This is a genomic window from Streptococcus sp. FSL R7-0248 (genome assembly GCF_037967965.1).
Taxonomy (GTDB): Bacteria; Bacillota; Bacilli; order Lactobacillales; family Streptococcaceae; genus Streptococcus.
In genome coordinates this window covers 1529016-1551873 of record NZ_CP150201.1, presented here as the reverse complement: position 1 = coordinate 1551873, position 22858 = coordinate 1529016, and the positions used below count along the sequence as shown (strand labels likewise).

The following is a 22858-nucleotide window of genomic DNA, read 5'->3' as shown; positions in this document are numbered from 1 at the left end:
GTTGTTGGTTGAATTGTCAGACAACTTGATTTTTTTTAAAAAAGTTAACTTAATCACTTGACCATGAATTGTCAGAATGTTAGAATGTAATAGAATCATGAGTTCAAGTATAGGATTCTTGTATACTCGTGACCTATAACTAACTATTTCATACAGAGGGAGACTTGAAATGAAAGACATTTTTAACAGACGTCAACGATTTTCATTGCGTAAATATTCGTTTGGTGTCGCTTCAGTCTTGCTAGGAACGGCACTCTTTGCTGCTCATACTGCACAGGCTGATGAAGTAACAGCGCCTGACGCTTCTTCATCAAATCCTGGTTCATCAGTTGAGGGCGAGAGTTCTTCAGACCTGGTTGAGACGTCAACAGCATCAACAGCTCAAGCAGATCCTACTGCAGCTGTATCTTCAACTGAGGCAACTGCGTCAACATTTAACTTGACGCCAGAAGCTTCAACAACAGATAAGGCTGCCGCAGAGACAACTGACAAACAAGCTACAGAAACTGCAAAACCTGAAGCAGCTAAACCAGCTTCAGAGACTGCAAAACCAACTGAAAAAGCTGCTACAGAAACAGCTAAACCAGCTACAGCGGCATCTTCAAATGCAGCTAGCAACAACGTTGAAACAACAGCTTCAGCGACAGCCGCTGCAGCAACTCCAGCTGCAACAGCGGCTAATCGTACTGCAGCAACAGCAGCTCCAGTAGCTGAAGCAACAGCAGCAGCCGAAACTGCGGCAGCAGCAACAAGTGTTAAGCCAAATGTCACAGCACGTGCTTACTCAGTTAGAGCAGCAGCTGAAGATCGCAGTGCAACACTTGATCGCGCTGCTAGTGAAGTGACAAGTGCAGGTGCTTTGGAAACAAGCCGTCGTAGTCGTAGTCGTAACCGCCGTGCTGTTACAGACCACAATAACGAGCCGGTTGCTGTAGCAACTTTCCTAAAAGACGGTGAAGTTGCTACACCTGAGATGACGGATCCAAATGGTGCAAGTGTTCGTTCACAAACAGTACCATCAGGATATGCTGCTAAAGAAGGCGATGTCTACACCTATAGTATTGTAGACCTTACTCGTTTCAATGAACGCTACAATACAAACTACTATACTCGAGCATACAAGAGATTTGATGCTTCAACAGATACAACTGTTGAATTGGTCGATAAAACGACTGGTAATGTAGTAGAAACTAGAACGATTACAGCGTCAAGTGGTATTCAAAAATTCACGACAACTACAGCTGCATCTAGAGGTGAATTGACTTGGCAAGTTGATTACGATCCAGGTACAGGAGCTGGCCCTGGTAAAACGGACCAACCATTCATCCAATTAGGGTATGAAGTTGGTGCAAGTATTCAAGCTTTAGTAAATCCAAAGAACGAAGCTGAACAAAAGTTATATCAAGATGTTTATAACGCTCGTACATCAACAGATATTATCAATGTTGTAGAACCAGCTTATAACGGTCGTCCGATTACGGATACTAATGCCAAGATTCCAGTATCAGTTAATAAAACAACTTACTATAAAGTAGTTGATAAAAATAATCCAACATTTAACGCCAATAAAACTGATGTAACTGTTCAAGATTATAAAGCAAATGGTAATGAAGTAGACTTAGCTTCATACACTCTTAAAGCTATGGAAGGTCAAAACTTCACAGCATCTGGAGAGCGTCAATTTGATGGCTACAAACTTTATCAAGCAGCTGATGCAAACGATCAATCAGGTTATGTAAGCCGTCCTTACAAAGTTGGAACTAAATTCATGGACGCTGAGCGTGCAGGAATTAAACGTATTAAAGAAATCGTAGGTGAAGATGGAACTGTAGTTGTTCGCGTTTATCTTCTAGATCCAAAACAACAAAGCAAACGTTCTGATGGTACATTGAGCACTGATGGCTACATGTTGCTAGCAGAAACTAAACCTATTAAACCTGGTGATTATAACAAACAAGAATTAAATGTTAAGAAATCACCTCTTAACACAATTGCTTTCACAGATAATAAAGGTGTAAACCATCCTAATGGAGTAGAAGTTCCATTTGACTTCCAAACAGCAGCGGGATATACACCTAAGAAAACAGTATTCGTACCATTCTTAGGAGATGGTATCGGACACCTTTCACCAAATAGTCAATTAGAAAATGGTGCATATATAAAAATAGGTACCAACGTTGACTTGCTCAACACTTTGACGCCGTATAAACAACCTGTTTACTACTATGTGAAACAAGAACCTGTAACAGTTACTCCAGAAGTTGAAAAACAATTGGCAGGACGTACCCTTGTAGATGGTGAATTCAGCTTTAAGATTAAGGAAAACTCTTCTGCACCTGGTGTGGAAGAAACTGTCACAAATAAAAATGGTAAGGCAACCTTCTCTAAATTAACGTTTAATAAAGTAGGTACTTATACTTATACTATTACCGAATTACCAGGTGCAGATAAGGATGTCGACTATGATGCTATGAAAGTAACCATGACTGTTACGGTTACTGAAAATGCAACAGGTGATTTGCAAGCTTCTGTTAAATACAGTGGTGCTGGCGGTTTTGCTTCAAGCGCAGATGACAAAGTCTTTAACAACTACGTTGTAGCTCCTGTTAAGACTAAGTTTGACTTTAGCAAGGCTCTCGCAGGTCGTGAGTTGAAAGCCGGTGAATTTAGCTTCGTATTGAAAGATTCAACTGGTAAAGTTCTTCAAACTAAAACAAATACTAAAGCAGGTGTTGTAGCCTTTGATGATTTGACCTTTGACAATACTCAAGTTGGTACTCACAAGTACACTGTAGAAGAAGTTATCCCAGAAAACAAAGAAGCTGGTATGACTTACGATACAATGAAAGCTGAAGTAACAATCACTGTTACTAAGGAAGGTCACGTTCTTAAAGCAACAAACACTCTTCCATCAGATACAGAGTTCAACAATACATTCACACCTGCTGCAACACAAGCACAATTCCGCTTCACAAAACGTTTGGAAGGTAAGACTCTTGAAGCAAATGCCTTCACCTTCGAATTGCTTGAAAACGGCAATGTGATCCAAACTAAGAAGAATGCGGCTGATGGTTCAATCCAATTTGATCCAATCTCATATGCAACTGTAGGTACACACACTTACACTGTACGTGAAGTAGCTGGAACAGATACCAACATTGATTACGATGATATGAATGCAGTTGTAACTGTAAATGTCACAAAAGACGCTCAAACAGGTCTTTTGAACGCTGCAGTTACAATGCCAGCTGATACTGAGTTCAATAACTTTGCTGTTGCACCAGTTAAGACTCGTTTTGACTTCACTAAAGCTCTTGCAGGTCGTGCTCTTAAAGATGGTGAATTTAGCTTCGTATTGAAAGATGCCAACGGAACTGTTCTTCAAACTAAGACTAACAATGCTAATGGTGTTATCGCCTTTGACGATTTGACATTCACAAACGCACAAGTTGGTACTCACAAGTACACTGTTGAAGAAGTTCAAGGTTCTGAAGCTGGCATTCAATATGACACAATGAAAGCTGAAGTAACAATTACTGTTACTAAAGATGGTCATGTTCTTAAAGCTGTTAATACACTTCCAGCCGACAAAGAATTCAACAATACATTCACTTCATCTCCAACACAAGCACAATTCCGCTTCACAAAACGTTTGGAAGGTAAGACTCTTGAAGCAAATGCCTTCACCTTCGAATTACTTGAAAACGGCAATGTGATCCAAACTAAGAAGAATGCGGCTGATGGTTCAATCCAATTTGATTCAATCTCATATGCAACTGAAGGTACACACACTTACACTGTGCGTGAAAAAGCTGGTAACGATACAAATATCGATTACGATACTATGAACGCAGTAGTGAAAGTTAAAGTTACTAAAGATGCCGCTACAGGTCTCTTGAGTACTGCTGTTACAATGCCTGAAGACACTGAGTTCAACAACTATGTTGTTGCTCCAGTTGTGACTAAGTTTGACTTTACTAAGAAATTGGCAGGTCGTGAACTTAAAGCAGGTGAATTCAGCTTCGTATTGAAAGATTCTACAGGTGCAGTAGTTGAAACAGTTAAGAATGATGCTGCTGGTAACGTAACCTTCTCTGAATTGTCATTTGACAATACTAAACTTGGTACACACACTTACACTGTAGAAGAAGTAATTCCTGAAAACAAAGAATTCGGAATGACTTACGACCAAATGAAAGCTACAGTGACAGTTGAAGTTGCTAAGAATGGTCACACATTGACTACTGTTACAAACGTTACATCAACTGGTGGTGTAGACGCTAACGGTAAAGCAACTGATGGTACTGCAGATAAAGAATTCAACAACAAAGTCACTCCTCCGGACACTCCTGAATTCCAACCAGAAAAATTTGTCGTTTCTAAAGAGAAATATGACATCACTGGTGATAAGTTGATGGATGATGACGATGATGTTCCTGGTAACGAGTACACAGCAACAAACGCCAATCCATATGTTGATGGTGTTGCCAACAACGAACCAGAAAACTTGAATACTAAGACTGTTGAACGCGGTTCTAAATTGGTATACCAAGTATGGCTTGATACTACTAAATTCACAGAAGCTAACAACGTTCAATACGTTGGTGTATCTGATACATACGACGCTGATAAATTGGATGTAAACGCTTCTGACATCAAAGCTTACGATTCAGTAACTGGTGCAGACGTGACTGCTAAATTCGACATCAAAGTTGAAAATGGCACAATCACTGCAACTTCTAAAGATGAATTTATCAAAGATAAAGTAAACAACCCTGTTATCGATACTACTAAATTCGCCTTTGGACGTTACTATAAATTTGATATCCCAGCAACTGTTAAAGAATCTGTTAAAGCTGGTGCTGATATTGAAAATACAGCCAACCAAACAGTTCACGTTTACAACCCAGTAAGCAAGACAGTTGAAAAACCTGAAAAACCAACACAAAAACGTGTTAACAGCGTTCCAGTTCCAGTGGAAATGAACTTCACAAAACGTTTGGAAGGTCGTGAACTTCAAGCTAACGAATTCGAATTCGTATTGAAGAAAGACGGCGTTGAAGTTGAACGCGTGAAGAACGACGCTGCTGGTAAGATTGTCTTCAAGACTCTTAAATTTGGTCGTGATGATCTTGGTAAGACATACAACTACACAGTAGAAGAAACTCCTGGTACAGATACAACTGTCAAATACGACACAATGGTTGCTACTGTTAAAGTGGTTGTATCACACGACGGTACAGCTAAAGCAATCGTTGCCAACGTAACAGATGCTGCTGATAAAGAGTTCAACAATACAGTAACTCCACCAGAAGAACCTAAGTTCCAACCAGAGAAATACGTTGTTTCTAAAGCGAAATTCGATATCACTGGTACTAAACTCGTTGATGACGATTCTGAATTGACAGATAAATATGGTGAAACAAACACAAATCCATATGTCGATAATACAAACAACAACGAAGCTGAAAACTTGAATACCAAGACAGTTGAACGTGGATCTAAACTTTACTACCAAGTATGGTTGGATACAACTAAGTTTGACGCAGCTAACAAAGACAATATCCAAACAGTAGGAATCACAGATAACTACGACAAAGATAAATTGACTGTTAATGCTTCAGATATCAAGGTTTACGACTCAGTTACTGGTGCAGATGTTACTAACAAGTTCGATATCACTGATAACAACGGTGTTCTTACAGCTAACCTTAAAGCAGGCTTCACTAAGTCACTTGGCGACGCTGAAAACACTCAAATCATTGATACAACTAAATTCGAATTTGGACGCTACTATAAATTTGATATTCCAGCAACAGTGAAAGACGATGTTGTAGCTGGTGCAGATATCGAAAACAAAGCAGCTCAAGTTGTTAACTACTACAACCCAGTAAGCAAGACAGTTGAAAAACCAAACAAACCAACTGAAAAACGTGTAAATAGTGTTCCAATCTCAGTAGAATTCAACTTCACTAAGAAATTGGAAGGTCGCGACCTTAAAGCTGGCGAATTCACATTCGAGTTGAAAGACAGCGACAATGTTGTGATTGCAACTGCAACCAACGATGCAGCTGGTAAGATTAAATTCTCTCCAGTAGAGTACACAAATAAAGCTGGTGAAACTGTTACAGCCCTTAAATACAAGAAGGGTCAAGAAGGTACTTACAAGTACACTGTAACAGAGGTTAAGGGTACAGATGCAACTGTCACTTACGATGAAATGGTTGCTGTTGTAACCGTTACTGTATCTCATGATGGTACAGCGAAAGCCTTGATCACAAACGTGACAGAACCAGCGGATAAAGAATTTAACAACCGTGTAACACCTCCAGAAGAACCTAAGTTCCAACCAGAGAAATACGTTGTTTCTGAAGAGAAATTCGATATCACAGGTGACAAGCTCGTTGATGATGATAAAGAGTTGGCAGACAAGTACGCAGATACCAATGCGAACCCATATGCGGACGATGCATCAAACAACGAAAAACAAAACTTGAATACGAAGACTGTTAAACGTGGCGACAAGTTGGTTTACCAAGTATGGTTGGATACAACTAAATTCGACGCAGCTAACAAGGACAACATCCAATCAGTAGGAATCTCAGATGACTACGATGAAGCGAAGTTGAATCTTGATGCTACTAAGATCAAAGCCTACGATTCAGTAACAGGTGATGATGTTACAGCTAAATTCGATATCACTGTTAACAACGGTGTGATTACTGCAACTCTTAAAGATGGCTTCACTAAGTCACTTGGCGATGCAGAAAACACTCAAGTTATCGACACAACTAAATTCGCCTTCGGACGTTACTACAAGTTTGACATCCCAACAACAGTTAAAGCTGATGTACCTGGTGGTGTGGATATTGAAAATACTGCAGCTCAAGTAGTTAACTACTACAACCCAACAACTAAGAAAGTTGAAAAACCAAGCAAACCAACTGAAAAACGTGTTAACAACGTACCAGTTGAAGTGGAATTCAACTTCACTAAACGTTTGGAAGGTCGTGAGCTTAAAGCTAACGAATTCAGCTTCGTTCTTAAAGATTCAGAAGGTAAGACTCTTGAAACTGTAAGCAATGATGCTTCTGGTAACGTTAAGTTCTCAGCTATGTCATTCAAGAAGGGTGACGAAGGTGTTCACAACTACACAGTAGAAGAAGTTAAAGGAAGCGACGCAACCGTTACATACGACACAATGAAAGCGAATGTAACAGTTACAGTTAAACACGATGGAACAGCTAAAGTTCTTATCGCGACTGTAGGCGACATTGCGGATAAAGAATTTAACAACCGTGTAACACCTCCAGAAGAGCCTAAGTTCCAACCAGAGAAATATGTATTGAATACAGCTAAATTCTCTATCACTGATAACAAGCTTCTCGATGATGACTCAGAATTGGCAGACAAGTACGCAGACACAAATGCGAACCCATACGCTGACAAAGATGGTAACAACGAAGCAGAAAATATCAATACTAAGTCTGTTAAACGCGGCGAAAAGATCTACTATCAAGTATGGTTGGATACTACCAAATTCGACGCAGCTAACAAAGACAACGTTCAAACTGTAGGAATAACTGATGACTTCGATGAAACTAAGGTTGATGTAGATGGCTCAACAATCAAAGCTTACGATTCAGTAACTGGTGCTGATGTTACAGATAAATTTGACATTAAAGTTGAAAATGGTGTGATGACTGCAACACTTAAAGATGGCTTCACTAAGTCACTTGGCGACGCAGAAAGTACTCAAATCATTGATACAACTAAATTCGCCTTCGGACGTTACTACAAGTTTGATATTCCAGCAACTGTTAAGAACGATGTTCCTGGCGGTGCAGATATCGAAAATACTGCTGCCCAAGTAGTTAACTACTACAACCCAGTAAGCAAGACAGTTGAAAAACCAAACAAACCAACTGAAAAACGTGTCAACAGTGTTCCAGTTGAAGTAGAATTCAACTTCACTAAACGTTTGGAAGGTCGTGAGCTTAAAGCTAACGAATTCAGCTTCGTGCTTAAAGATTCAGAAGGTAAGACTCTTGAAACTGTAAGCAACGATGCATCAGGTAACGTTAAGTTCTCTAAACTTGAGTTCAAGAAAGGCCAAGAAGGCGTACACAACTACACAGTAGAAGAAGTTAAAGGAAGCGACGCAACCGTTACATACGACACAATGAAAGCGAATGTAACAGTCACAGTTAAACACGATGGAACAGCTAAAGTTCTTATCGCGACTGTAGGCGACATTGCGGATAAAGAATTTAACAACCGTGTAACACCTCCAGAAGAACCTAAGTTCCAACCAGAGAAGTATGTATTGAATGCAGAGAAATTCTCAATCACTGATAACAAACTTCTTGATGATGATTCTGAATTGGCTGACAAGTACGCAGATACAAATGCGAACCCATATGCGGATGGTACTGCAAACAACGAAGCTGAAAACATCAATACTAAGACTGTTAACCGTGGCGACAAGTTGGTTTACCAAGTATGGTTGGATACAACTAAATTTGACGCAGCTAACAAGGACAACATCCAATCAGTAGGAATCTCAGATGACTACGATGAAACTAAGTTGGATCTTGACGCTACTAAGATTAAAGCCTACGATTCAGTAACAGGTGATGATGTTACAGCTAAATTCGATATCACTGTTAACAACGGTGTGATCACTGCAACACTTAAAGATGGCTTCACTAAGTCACTTGGCGATGCAGAAAACACTCAAGTTATTGACACAACTAAATTCGCCTTCGGACGTTACTACAAGTTCGACATTCCAACAACAGTGAAAGCTGATGTTAAAGGCGGAGTAGATATCGAAAACACTGCGGCTCAAGTAGTTAACTACTACAACCCAACAACTAAGAAAGTTGAAAAACCAAACAAACCAACTGAAAAACGTGTTAACAACGTACCAGTTGAAGTGGAATTCAACTTCACTAAACGTTTGGAAGGCCGTGAGCTTAAAGCTAACGAATTCAGCTTCGTGCTTAAAGATTCAGAAGGTAAGACTCTTGAAACTGTAAGCAATGATGCATCAGGTAACGTTAAGTTCTCTAAACTTGAGTTCAAGAAAGGCCAAGAAGGCGTACACAACTACACAGTAGAAGAAGTTAAAGGCTCAGACGCAACCGTTACATACGACACAATGAAAGCGAATGTAACAGTCACAGTTAAACACGATGGAACAGCTAAAGTTCTTATCGCGACTGTAGGCGACATTGCGGATAAAGAATTTAACAACCGTGTGACTCCTCCAGAAGAACCTAAGTTCCAACCAGAGAAGTATGTATTGAATGCAGAGAAATTCTCAATCACTGATAACAAACTTCTTGATGATGATTCTGAATTGGCTGACAAGTACGCAGATACAAATGCCAACCCATATGCGGATGGTACTGCAAACAACGAAGCTGAAAACATCAATACTAAGACTGTTAACCGTGGCGACAAGTTGGTTTACCAAGTATGGTTGGATACAACTAAATTTGACGCAGCTAACAAGGACAACATCCAATCAGTAGGAATCTCAGATGACTACGATGAAACTAAGTTGGATCTTGACGCTACTAAGATTAAAGCCTACGATTCAGTAACAGGTGATGATGTTACAGCTAAATTCGATATCACTGTTAACAACGGTGTGATCACTGCAACACTTAAAGATGGCTTCACTAAGTCACTTGGCGATGCAGAAAACACTCAAGTTATTGACACAACTAAATTCGCCTTCGGACGTTACTACAAGTTCGACATTCCAACAACAGTGAAAGCTGATGTTAAAGGCGGAGTAGATATCGAAAACACTGCGGCTCAAGTAGTTAACTACTACAACCCAACAACTAAGAAAGTTGAAAAACCAAACAAACCAACTGAAAAACGTGTTAACAACGTACCAGTTGAAGTGGAATTCAACTTCACTAAACGTTTGGAAGGCCGTGAGCTTAAAGCTAACGAATTCAGCTTCGTGCTTAAAGATTCAGAAGGTAAGACTCTTGAAACTGTAAGCAATGATGCATCAGGTAACGTTAAGTTCTCTAAACTTGAGTTCAAGAAAGGCCAAGAAGGCGTACACAACTACACAGTAGAAGAAGTTAAAGGCTCAGACGCAACCGTTACATACGACACAATGAAAGCGAATGTAACAGTCACAGTTAAACACGATGGAACAGCTAAAGTTCTTATCGCGACTGTAGGCGACATTGCGGATAAAGAATTTAACAACCGTGTAACTCCTCCAGACGAACCTAAGTTCCAACCAGAGAAATACGTTCTTAGCGATGGTAACGGTAAGTTCGATATCACTGGTACTAAACTTCTTGATGACGATAAAGAGTTGGCTGACAAGTACGCAGATACAAATGCGAACCCATATGCGGATAAAGCTGATAACAACGAAGCAGAAAACATCAATACTAAAGCTGTTAAACGTGGCGACACTATTAACTACCAAGTATGGCTTGATACAAATCAATTTGATGCAAACAATAAGGATAACATCCAAACTGTTGGTATCACTGATGATTATGATGAAGCTAAATTGGAAGTTAAGCAATCAGATATCAAGGCTTACGATGGTAAGACTGGTGCTGATGTTACTGACAAGTTCGACATCTCTATCGCTAACGGCGTGATTACTGCTAACCTTAAAGCTGGCTTCACTAAGTCACTTGGCGATGCAGAAAACACTCAAATTATCGATACTACTAAGTTCGAATTTGGACGTTACTACAAGTTTGTCATCCCAGCTAAGGTTACTGACGGTGCTTACGATGGTGCTGAAATTGAAAATACAGCAGCTCAAGTTGTAAACTACTACAACCCAACTACTAAGACTGTTGAAAAACCAAACAAACCAACTGAAAAACGTGTTAACAACGTTCCAACTGCTATCGAGTTGATCTTCGGTAAGACACTTAACGGACGTAAGTTGCAAGATAAAGAATTTACTTTCGAATTGAAAGATGAAAAAGGTAATGTTCTTGAAACAGTTAAGAATGATGCCGAAGGTAAAGTTAAGTTCTCTACTATCAACTATGCTAAAGCAGATCTTGGTAAGACATTCAACTACACAGTAGAAGAAGTTAAAGGAACTGATACAACTGTTACTTACGATAACATGAAAGTCAATGTTACTGTTCAAGTTATCCAACCTTCAGTAGGAGATCAATTGTCAACAGTTATCTCTTACGCTACAGTAGGTGGAGATGCTTATGGTGGTGACGATCGTGTCTTCGATAACAACGTAACTCCTAACTTCAAACCAGAGAAATACGTTGTTTCAGAACCAAGCTTCGACATCATTGGTAACAAACTTGCTGATGACGACGATTCAGCTGATAAAGTTGAAATCCAAAACTTGAATGGTAAGACCCTCAAACGTGGTCAAAAGATCTACTATCAAGTATGGCTTGATACTCGTGACTTCACTGCAGAAAGCAACCTTCAAACAGTTGGTATCACAGACAACTACGAAGAAGCTAAGCTCGATATCGACGCTTCTGAAATCAAGGTTTACGATGGTATCACTGGTAAGGATGTTACAGACAAGTTCGATATTAAAGTTGAAAATGGTGTTCTCTACGGTACATCTAAAGCAAGCTTGACTAAAGCTATTAGTGCAACAGATGCTACTCCAGTCATCGATACAACTAAATTCGAGTTTGGTCGTTACTATAAATTTGATATCCCAGCTGTTGTTAAAGACATTGATGCTAACGACGGTGTAGATATTGAAAATACAGCTAACCAAACAATTCACCAATACAACCCATTCAATAAGAAAGTTACAACTCCTGAAAAACCAACTCAAACACGTGAAAACAACGTTCCAGTTCCACTCGAGTTCAACTTCACTAAACGACTTGAAGGCCGTGAGTTGACTGCAGGTGAGTTTAGCTTCGTATTGAAAGACAAAGACAACAAGGTTCTTCAAACAGTAACCAACGATAAAGATGGTCACATCAAGTTTGAAAAACTCTTGTTCAACAAAGCTGATCTTGGTAAGACATTCACTTACACAGTTGAAGAAGTAGCTGGTAAAGATACTTCAATCACTTATGATGCTATGAAAGCAACTGTAACAGTAGAAGTTACTAAGGAAGGCAAAGTTCTCACAACTGTCGTTAACCACGCTTCAACAGGCGGATTCGCTTCAAGCGCTAACGATAAAGAGTTCAACAACAAAGTTCGCCCACCAGAAACACCTAAGTTCCAACCAGAAAAATATGTTGTTTCTGAAGCAAAATTCGATATCACAGGTACTAAGCTCGTTGATGATGATAAAGAATTGGCTAACAAGGTTGCAGATACAAATGCTAATCCTTACGCTGATGATGCATCAAACAACGAATTGGAAAACATGAATACTAAGTCTGTTAAACGTGGTGATAAACTTGTTTACCAAGTATGGCTCGATACAACTAAATTCGACGCCAACAACAAGGATTACATCCAAACAGTTGGTATCTCTGATGACTACGACGAAACTAAGTTGGAACTTGACGCTACTAAGATTAAAGCTTACGATTCAGTAACAGGTGAAGATGTTACCGCTAAATTCGACATCACAGTTGAAAACGGTGTAATCACAGCTAACCTTAAAGATGGCTTCACTAAGTCACTTGGTGATGCTGCAAACACTCAAATTATCGACACAACTAAGTTTGCCTTTGGTCGTTACTATAAATTTGATATCCCAACCACTGTTAAAGACACTGTTCCTGGTGGTGTAGATATTGAAAATACAGCTGGACAAGTTGTTCACTACTACAACCCAACAACTAAGAAGGTTGAAACACCTAAGGTACCAACTGAAAAACGTGTTAACAGTGTTCCAGTTGAAGTCGGATTCAACTTCACTAAACGTTTGGAAGGTCGTGAGCTTAAAGCTAACGAATTCACATTCGAGTTGAAGGATGCAGCAGGTAAAGTTGTTGAAACTGTTAAGAATGATGCAGCTGGTAACGTTAAATTCTCTAAACTTGAATTCAAGAAAGGCCAAGAAGGCGTTCACAAGTACACAGTAGAAGAAGTCAAAGGAACTGATGCAACTGTTACATACGATACAATGAAAGCGAATGTAACAATCACTGTTTCTCATGATGGTACTGCTAAAGCTCTTGTAGCAACTGTTGGTGAAATTGCTGATAAAGAATTCAACAATGCTGTTCGTCCACCAGAAAAACCTAAGTTCCAACCAGAAAAATATGTTGTTTCTGAAGCGAAATTCGACGTAACAGGTACTAAACTTGTTGATGATGATAAAGAATTGGCTAATAAGGTTGCAGATACAAATACCAACCCTTACGCTGATGATGCATCAAACAACGAATTGGAAAACTTGAATACTAAGTCAGTTAAACCTGGTCAAAAACTTTACTACCAAGTATGGCTTGATACAACTCAATTTGACGCTAACAACAAGGATCATATCCAAACTGTTGGTATCACTGATGACTACGATGAAACTAAGTTGGATGTCGATGCATCAGCAATCAAGGCTTACGATTCAGTATCAGGTGCGGATGTAACATCTAAGTTCGACATTAAGGTTGAAAATGGTGTTGTTACAGCTAACCTTAAAGATGGCTTCACTAAGTCACTTGGCGATGCTGAAAACACTCAAGTTATCGACACTACTAAGTTCGAGTTTGGTCGCTACTATAAATTTGATATTCCTGCAACGGTGAAAGCAGACGTCGCTGGCGGTGTTGACATCGAAAATACAGCCTCACAAATCGTTCACCAATACGATCCACAAAGTAAGACTGTTAAGAAACCTGAAAAACCAACAGAAAAACGTGTCGTAAACATCCCAGTTGAAGTTGAATTTAACTTCACTAAGAAACTTGAAGGCCGTGAACTTAAGGCGGATGAATTCAGCTTCGTTCTTAAAGATAAAGATGGAAACATCCTTCAAACAGTTAAGAACGACGCTGCAGGTAACGTTAAATTTGCTGCTCTTGAATTCAAGAAAGGTCAAGAAGGTACTCACAACTACACTGTAGAAGAAGTTAAGGGTACTGACGGAACTGTTTCTTACGATTCAATGAAAGCTCTTGTCACTGTTGAAGTATCACATGATGGTAAAGCGAAAGCTCTTATCACTAAAGTGAACGACCCAGCAGATAAAGAATTCAACAATACTGTTCGTCCACCAGAAAAACCTAAGTTCCAACCAGAGAAATACGTTGTTTCTAAAGAGAAATTCGATATCACTGGTATGAAACTTGTTGACGATGATGCTGAGTTGAAAGATAAAGTAGGCGATACTAATAAGGATCCTTACGCTGACAACACAGCTAACAACGAAGCTGAAAATATCAATACTAAGACACTCAAGAAAGGTGATAAGTTTGTCTACCAAGTATGGCTCGACACAACTAACTTCACTGACGCTCACAATATCCAATCTGTAGGTGTTACAGATAAATATGACAGCGAAAACTTGACTGTTAACGTTAAAGATATTAAAGCATACGACTCTGTAACAGGAGAAGATGTGACAGCTAAGTTCGATATCCAAATCGTTGACGGTGTGATTACTGCAACATCTAAAGCTGACCTTACTAAGTCACTTGGCGATGCAGAAAACACACAAGTAATCGATACTGCCAAATTGGCATTCGGACGCTACTACAAGTTCGATATTCCTGCAACTATCAAAGGCACTGCTAAAGATGGTGTAGACATCGAAAATACTGCGTCACAAATCGTTCACCAATACGACCCAACTAAGAAATCTGTTGAAAAACCAGAAAAACCAACAGAAAAACGTGTAGTCAATATCCCAACTAAGGTTGAGTTTGAATTCACTAAGAAACTTGAAGGTCGTGAACTTAAAGCTGGTGAGTTTAGCTTCGTACTTAAAGACAGCAAGGGTAATGTGATCGAAACTGTAAGCAATGATGCTAACGGTAAGATCAAGTTCTCAGCTCTTGAGTACAAACGTGGTGAAGAAGGTACTCACGTCTACACAGTAGAAGAAGTACAAGGTAACGATGCAACTGTTACCTACGATAAGATGGTTGCTACAGTCGTTGTTTCAGTAACTAAAGACGGTAAAGTCTTGACAGTAACTTCTCAATTGCCAGAAGATACTGAGTTCAACAATATTGTGACACCACCGACTCCTCCAACACCACCAACACCACCGACTCCACCAACTCCTCCAACACCACCGACTCCTCCAACTCCAGTGGTTCCACCAGTGACACCACCAACTCCACCAGAAGCTCCTAAAGGACCAGCACTCCCTGAAACAGGTGATGATGCGTCTATGGCAGCTATGGCTCTCGGAGGAATCCTTGCGGCAGCTGGACTTGGTTTGGCAGGAAAACGCAAAAAAGAAGACTAAGATAGTTCATAGGTTAAATCCCTCAACATAGTTAGTTAGACTATTTCAGTTTTCGAAAAAGAGACTCATCCCATAAGGGGTGAGTCTCTTTTGTGTCTAAAAATAATCTGACAAATATATTTTTCTGATTATTAAATTAGTTATAGGGATAAGTATGAATAAACTTATAGAATTATTTTAAAATCAGGGGATAACTTATAAAAAGTATTTATAACGGGTTATAAAAAAATTGTAATAGCTAAACTTAAGTGAGCAGATGTTTATATTATAAAAGATTATAAAAAAAGAAAATAATAAAATTATGGGATTTTGTATTGAAAATTTACATTTTTTTGATAACATAATGGAAAGGGGATTAGAATAAATTTTTAGGAAGGGCAATTGGATAGTTAGAATTCCAATTGTTTTGGAGAACTATGGGTAAAGATTTATTCAATGAGAAGAAAAGTCGCTTTTCTCTCCGCAAATTAAATATCGGGGTTTGTTCGGTATTGCTAGGAACACTTATTATGATTGGTGGGACTGCACAAGCAGATGAAAATACTGAAACGACAGCTGCACCGATTACGCCAGTAGCAGAAGCAGGTGAAACGACGGCGTCTTTAGTCGAGACTAGAACAGTCGCAGAGACAACGCCTGCAGTGACAAATCCTGTTGCAAGTGCAACAGCTGCAACAAGTGCTGAAGCACCAGCTACTGTCGCAACGCCTGCGACGTCAACAGCGCCTGCAACAACTACGGAGAGCGCTACATCACAAGATGCAGCAACATCAGAAGCACCAGCAAGCACATCAGCAGCTCCAACTTCTGAAACTGCACAAGCATCGACTTCAGAGGCTGCTCAAGCAAGTAATTCTTCTGAAGCTGAAAAACCACGCGTTCGTTCACGTCGTGCGGTTCCTGCTGCAGCATCTACATCTGCAACAGAAGCATCTACTAAGAATGTATCAACTTCAATTGAAGCTGGTGAGCAATATGTTACGATTCGTACAGATGCAGCTTCAACTGTTAAGGTAACGGTAGATGGTCAAGAAGTCTCAATTAACGGGGCAGATGGTGTTTATACCTTCAAACGTCCATCAGCAGGTGGTACTGTCGTAGCAACAGCTACAGATGCGTCTGGTAAAAATGCTACGAAACAGTTAATTGTCTCACCAAGTACTGTAAATGGTGTCATTAAACCTAGTGATTCATCACTTACAATTACTAATAAATTTGACACTACTGGTATCACAACTGATAAGGAATCTCCTTACGTTGTTAAGAACGCTGGTGTTGAGTTTAATAAAGTCAATGACGATGGTACCATCTCTCTTACTGGGACATCATGGACGCGTCTTGCGGGTGGATGGGCTAAGGATAAAGCTTTCCCTCTTGGAGCTCATATGATTTTGAACTTCCAAAATCCAACCTTCTATGAAAATATTGAAAAAATCACAATCAAACCAACGGCATCAGGAAGTGCACAAAGCTTTACACCTCATGAAGATGGTTCAGTTTGGTCAGTTCCAATTGCCAACAACACTGTAGCTTCTGGTGGTATTGGGGCAGCTTATGACCACCCAATTACTATTACCTTGAAAAATGGCAAGACCTTAAACGCTCTTGGACTTGCAAACACACCATTGTCATTCTCATCTGCATGGATTACAGGTAAGGACTACGGTAGAGTAATTCCTAATAAATTGGTTCGTGAAAGTATTGACAACTCATGGTTTATTGCCTCAGACAACGCTAAAAAAACTGCGTCTGATAATGGTTTGACCAACGCCTTTACAGGAACTCCTGGTAAGGGTGTGAATACACAACCAACTCTAAAAGTACTTCCACGTTTTACAAGCGATGGTAAGGCAGATTCAATTGAATTGGTTTATACCATGAAAGTATCTGCGGCTATGGGTGTTGTGAACTTAGGTTCAAATACCTTCCAATCTGTGCCTTATATTGAACAAGAATTGCCTAAGAGTCTCTTGCCATATCTTGATTTGAATGAAACTTATATTTACAAATCTGATGCGGATGGCTCTGCTGTAAGTGGTGTTCAAAAAACTAAGGTTGTCATGGATGCATCAGGGAAACTTGATACACGTAAGACAGATGCCATTAGTATTGCGACAAAATCTAACCCATCACAAAGTGATGTTGATAAGGTTCGTAATTATATCGACAAAAATATCTTAGGTACTGCCTCAGGGCAACTTGGTTCATATACCATTTCTTACAAGATTAAAGACACAGTTGATTCAGTTGAATTGGCTAAGAAATTGAATGCTGAAATCAAGAAAAATAACGGCATGCTTCTCTTTGAGCAATGGATGGAACGTGGTGTTAAACCAAACTTGAATGCTATCCAACGTAGCTGGAAAGGAAATACCGAAGGTGTTCATCAAGGGTCATATGCAAATGCCTTCCTTGATACTAACCTATTGATTGTTAATGCACCTAAGAATCAAACTTATGATGTGACTTACAGTAAATCAGTAGTCACTGCTGGAGACACAACTCAGCCACAAATTCCACTTGTACGTGATGTCGAAGGTAAGGAAGTATCTGTGCCTTCTGGTACAACTTTCAAAGCTGGCACACTTCCAGCTGGAATTGACTCTGTTTCTGTTGATGACAGTACAGGGGCTATCACAAGTAAGACTTCTGCCAATGCGACTCCTGGCTTGGTAAATGTGCCAATGCTTGTGACATATCCTGATGGAACAACTGAAACAGTCAATGTCCCAATTGAAATCAAGGCTAAACAAACAGATGCTGATAAGTATGAACCGACTGCTAAAGATCAAACAGTTAACATCGGCGAAACACCAGATGCTAAAGGTTCAATTGGCAACGTTTCAGATCTACCAAATGGCACAACATTTGAGTACAAGACACCAGTAGATACAACAACAGTTGGTGAAAAAGACGCAACAGTTGTTGTCACTTACCCAGACGGTTCTAAGGATGAGGTTCCAGTTAAGGTAACTGTTAAAGATCCACGTACGGATGCGGATAAGAACACACCAACAGCTAAGGATCAAACCGTTAACGTAGGCGAAACACCAGACGCTAAAGGTTCAATTGGCAATGTCTCAGACCTACCAAGTGGAACAACCTTTGAGTACAAGACACCAGTAGATACAACAACTGCAGGTGAGAAAGATGCCACTGTTGTAGTGACATACCCAGACGGCTCTAAGGATGAAGTCCCAGTTAAGGTAACAGTCGTAGATCCACGTACAGATGCGGATAAGAATACACCAACACCTAAGGACCAAACTGTTAATGTAGGTGAAACACCAGACGCTAAAGGTTCAATTGGTAACGTCTCAGACCTACCAAGTGGAACAACCTTTGAATACAAGACACCAGTCGACACAACAACAGTTGGTGAAAAAGACGCAACAGTTGTTGTTACTTATCCAGATGGTTCTAAGGACGAAGTTCCAGTTAAGGTAACAGTCGTAGATCCTCGTACAGATGCAGACAAGAACACACCAACAGCTAAGGATCAAACGGTTAACGTTGGTGAAACACCAGATGCTAAGAACTCAATTGGCAATGTTGGTGATCTTCCAGAAGGAACTAAGTTCGAATTCAAGACTCCAGTGGATACAACAACACCAGGTGAAAAATCATCGACAGTCGTTGTGACTTACCCAGACGGTTCTAAGGATGAGGTTCCAGTTAAGGTAACTGTTAAAGATCCACGTACGGATGCAGATAAGAATACACCAACAGCTAAGGATCAAACGGTTAATGTTGGTGAAACACCAGATGCTAAAGGTTCAATTGGCAATGTATCAGATCTACCAAATGGCACAACATTTGAGTATAAGACCCCAGTAGATACAACAACAGCAGGTGAGAAAGATGCCACTGTTGTTGTCACTTATCCAGACGGTTCTAAGGATGAAGTACCAGTTAAGGTAACTGTTAAAGATCCACGTACGGATGCGGATAAGAATACACCAACTGCTAAGGATCAAACAGTAAACAAGGGCGAAACACCAGATGCTAAAGGTTCAATTGGCAACGTTTCAGATCTACCAAATGGCACTACATTTGAGTACAAGACACCAGTTGATACAACAACAGCAGGTGAGAAAGATGCCACTGTTGTAGTGACATACCCAGATGGTTCTAAGGACGAAGTTCCAGTTAAGGTAACAGTCGTAGATCCACGTACAGATGCGGATAAGAACACGCCAACAGCAAAAGATCAAACCGTTAACATCGGCGAAACACCAGACGCTAAAGGTTCAATCGGCAATGTTTCAGACCTACCAAGCGGAACAACCTTTGAATACAAGACACCAGTCGACACAACAACTGTAGGTGAGAAAGATGCTACTGTTGTTGTCACTTATCCAGACGGTTCTAAGGATGAAGTACCTGTTAAGGTGACAGTCGTAGATCCACGTACGGATGCGGATAAGAACACACCAACTGCTAAGGATCAAACCGTTAATGTAGGTGAAACACCAGACGCTAAAGGTTCAATTGGTAACGTCTCAGACCTACCAAATGGCACAACATTTGAGTACAAGACACCAGTAGATACAACAACTGCAGGTGACAAAGACGCAACAGTTGTTGTCACTTATCCAGACGGTTCTAAGGATGAAGTTCCAGTTAAGGTAACTGTAGTTGACCCACGTACGGATGCGGATAAGAACACACCTGTGGCTAAAGATCAAACGGTAAAACCAGGCGATCAACCAAATGCCAAAGACTCTATTGGCAACGTTGGTGATCTACCAGAAGGCACTAAGTTCGAGTACAAGACACCGGTAGACACAACAACACCAGGCGAAAAAGATGCGACAGTAATTGTGACATACCCTGATGGCTCTAAAGATGAAGTTCCAGTTAAGGTAATCGTCAAAGATCCACGTACGGATGCGGATAAGAACACTCCTGTAGCCAAAGATCAAACGGTAAAACCAGGCGATCAGCCAAATGCTAAAGACTCAATTGGTAACGTTGGAGATCTTCCAGAAGGAACTAAGTTCGAATTCAAGACTCCAGTGGATACAACAACACCGGGCGATAAAGGAACAACCGTCGTTGTGACTTACCCAGATGGTTCAATTGATGAAGTTCCAGTCACTATCAAAGTTGTAGACCCTCGTACAGATGCGGACAAGAACACACCAACACCTAAGGATCAAACGGTTAACGTTGGTGAAACACCAAAAGCACAAGATTCAATCGGCAATGTTGGTGATCTTCCAGAAGGAACTAAGTTCGAATTCAAGACACCAGTGGATACAACAACTCCGGGCGATAAAGGAACAACTGTCGTTGTGACTTATCCAGATGGTTCAATTGATGAAGTCTCAGTTAAGGTTACTGTAGTAGATCCTCGTACAAACGCAGATAAGAATACACCAACACCTAAGGACCAAACGGTTAACGTTGGTGAAACACCAGACGCTAAGAACTCAATTGGTAATGTTGGTGACCTTCCAAGTGGTACGAAGTTTGAATTCAAGACTCCAGTGGATACAACAACACCGGGCGATAAAGGAACAACAGTTGTAGTGACCTACCCAGATGGTTCAATCGATGAAGTCCCTGTAACAGTTAAAGTGGTTGATCCACGTACAGACGCCGATAAGAACACACCAACACCTAAGGACCAAACGGTTAATGTTGGTGAAACACCAAAAGCACAAGATTCAATCGGCAATGTTGGTGATCTTCCAGAAGGAACTAAGTTCGAATTCAAGACACCAGTGGATACAACAACACCGGGCGATAAAGGAACAACTGTCGTTGTGACTTATCCAGATGGTTCAATTGATGAAGTTCCAGTCACTATCAAGGTTGTAGATCCTCGTACAGACGCAGACAAGAACACACCAACACCTAAGGATCAAACGGTTAACGTTGGTGAAACACCAGATGCTAAGGACTCAATTGGCAATGTTGGTGATCTTCCAGAAGGAACTAAGTTCGAATTCAAGACACCAGTGGATACAACAACACCAGGTGAAAAATCATCGACAGTCGTTGTGACTTACCCAGACGGTTCTAAGGACGAAGTTCCAGTTAAGGTAATCGTCAAAGATCCACGCACAGATGCCGATAAGAACACTCCTGTAGCCAAAGATCAAACGGTTAAACCAGGCGATCAACCAAACGCTAAGGATTCCATTGGCAACGTTGGTGACCTTCCAGAAGGCACTAAGTTTGAGTACAAGACACCTGTTGACACAACAACAGAAGGCGAAAAAGATGCAACAGTCGTTGTGACATACCCAGACGGTTCTAAAGACGAAGTACCAGTTAAGGTAACTGTTAAAGATCCACGTACGGATGCCGATAAGAACACTCCTGTAGCCAAAGATCAAACGGTTAAACCAGGCGACCAACCAAATGCCAAGGATTCCATTGGCAACGTTGGTGACCTTCCAGAAGGTACTAAGTTCGAGTACAAGACACCTGTTGACACAACAACAGAAGGCGACAAAGACGCAACAGTTGTTGTCACATACCCAGACGGTTCTAAAGACGAAGTTCCAGTTAAGGTAATCGTCAAAGATCCACGCACAGATGCCGATAAGAACGATCCAACTGCGAAAGATCAAACGGTAAAACCAGGCGACCAACCAAATGCCAAGGATTCCATCGGTAATGTCGGTGATCTTCCAGAAGGAACTAAGTTTGAGTACAAGACACCAGTTGATACAACAACTGAAGGTGACAAAGACGCTGTAGTCATTGTCACTTACCCAGATGGCTCTAAAGATGAAGTTCCAGTTAAGGTAATCGTTAAAGACCCACGTACGGATGCGGATAAGAATACACCTGTGGCTAAAGATCAAACGGTTAAACCAGGTGATCAACCAAATGCCAAGGATTCCATTGGCAACGTTGGTGATCTTCCAGAAGGCACTAAGTTCGAATACAAGACACCTGTTGACACAACAACAGAAGGCGACAAAGATGCGACAGTTATCGTTACTTACCCAGATGGCTCTAAAGACGAAGTTCCAGTTAAGGTAATCGTTAAAGACCCACGTACAGACGCCGATAAGAATACACCAACGGTTGACAATCAAGAAACTCCAGCACCAACAGTGCATAAACCTGCTCCTGCATTAGATACAGTTCATGTCGCCTCAAAAGCAACACCAGCTGCAACTGATACTAAGCAAGCTTTGCCTGAGACAGGTGAAAACACTTCATTATTGGCTACTCTATTGGGTGGTTTGATGACAGTGGCTGGACTTGGTTTGGCAGGAAAACGCAAAAAAGAAGACTAAGATAGTTCATAGGTTAGATCCCTCAACATAGTTAGTTAGGCTATTTCGGTTTTCGAAAAAAGAGACTCATCCCATAAGGGGTGGGTCTCTTTTGTGTCTATTACAAGACAGTTCTTGTTTATATTAAAAAATTAGATAAAAATTCAAAAGGTGAAGAGATTTATTCAAAAAATATTAGTAACTTAGATTATAGAGGAAATTCCCATAAATAGTGATATGCATG

At 40.4% G+C, this 22858-nt stretch carries 2 protein-coding genes; both read left to right on the top strand.

All coding sequences use genetic code 11. The annotated features are described in order from the left end of the window. The first annotated feature begins 169 nt into the window (after positions 1 to 169). A complete protein-coding gene (locus NYE32_RS06970; protein WP_339156938.1) occupies positions 170 to 15373 on the top strand; it encodes an SspB-related isopeptide-forming adhesin in 15204 nt (5067 codons plus the stop codon). 416 nt (positions 15374 to 15789) lie between these two features. Then, positions 15790 to 22635 (top strand): Rib/alpha-like domain-containing protein, encoded by a 6846-nt coding sequence (locus NYE32_RS06965; RefSeq protein WP_339156937.1) that lies wholly within the window; start codon positions 15790 to 15792, stop codon positions 22633 to 22635. Positions 22636 to 22858: the final 223 nt, after the last annotated feature.

Bases quoted from the DNA above. Each gene is read 5' to 3' on its own strand.
- NYE32_RS06965 (WP_339156937.1), top strand. From the start codon at position 15,790: ATGGGTAAAGATTTATTCAATGAGAAGAAAAGTCGCTTTTCTCTCCGC.
- NYE32_RS06970 (WP_339156938.1), top strand. From the start codon at position 170: ATGAAAGACATTTTTAACAGACGTCAACGATTTTCATTGCGTAAATAT.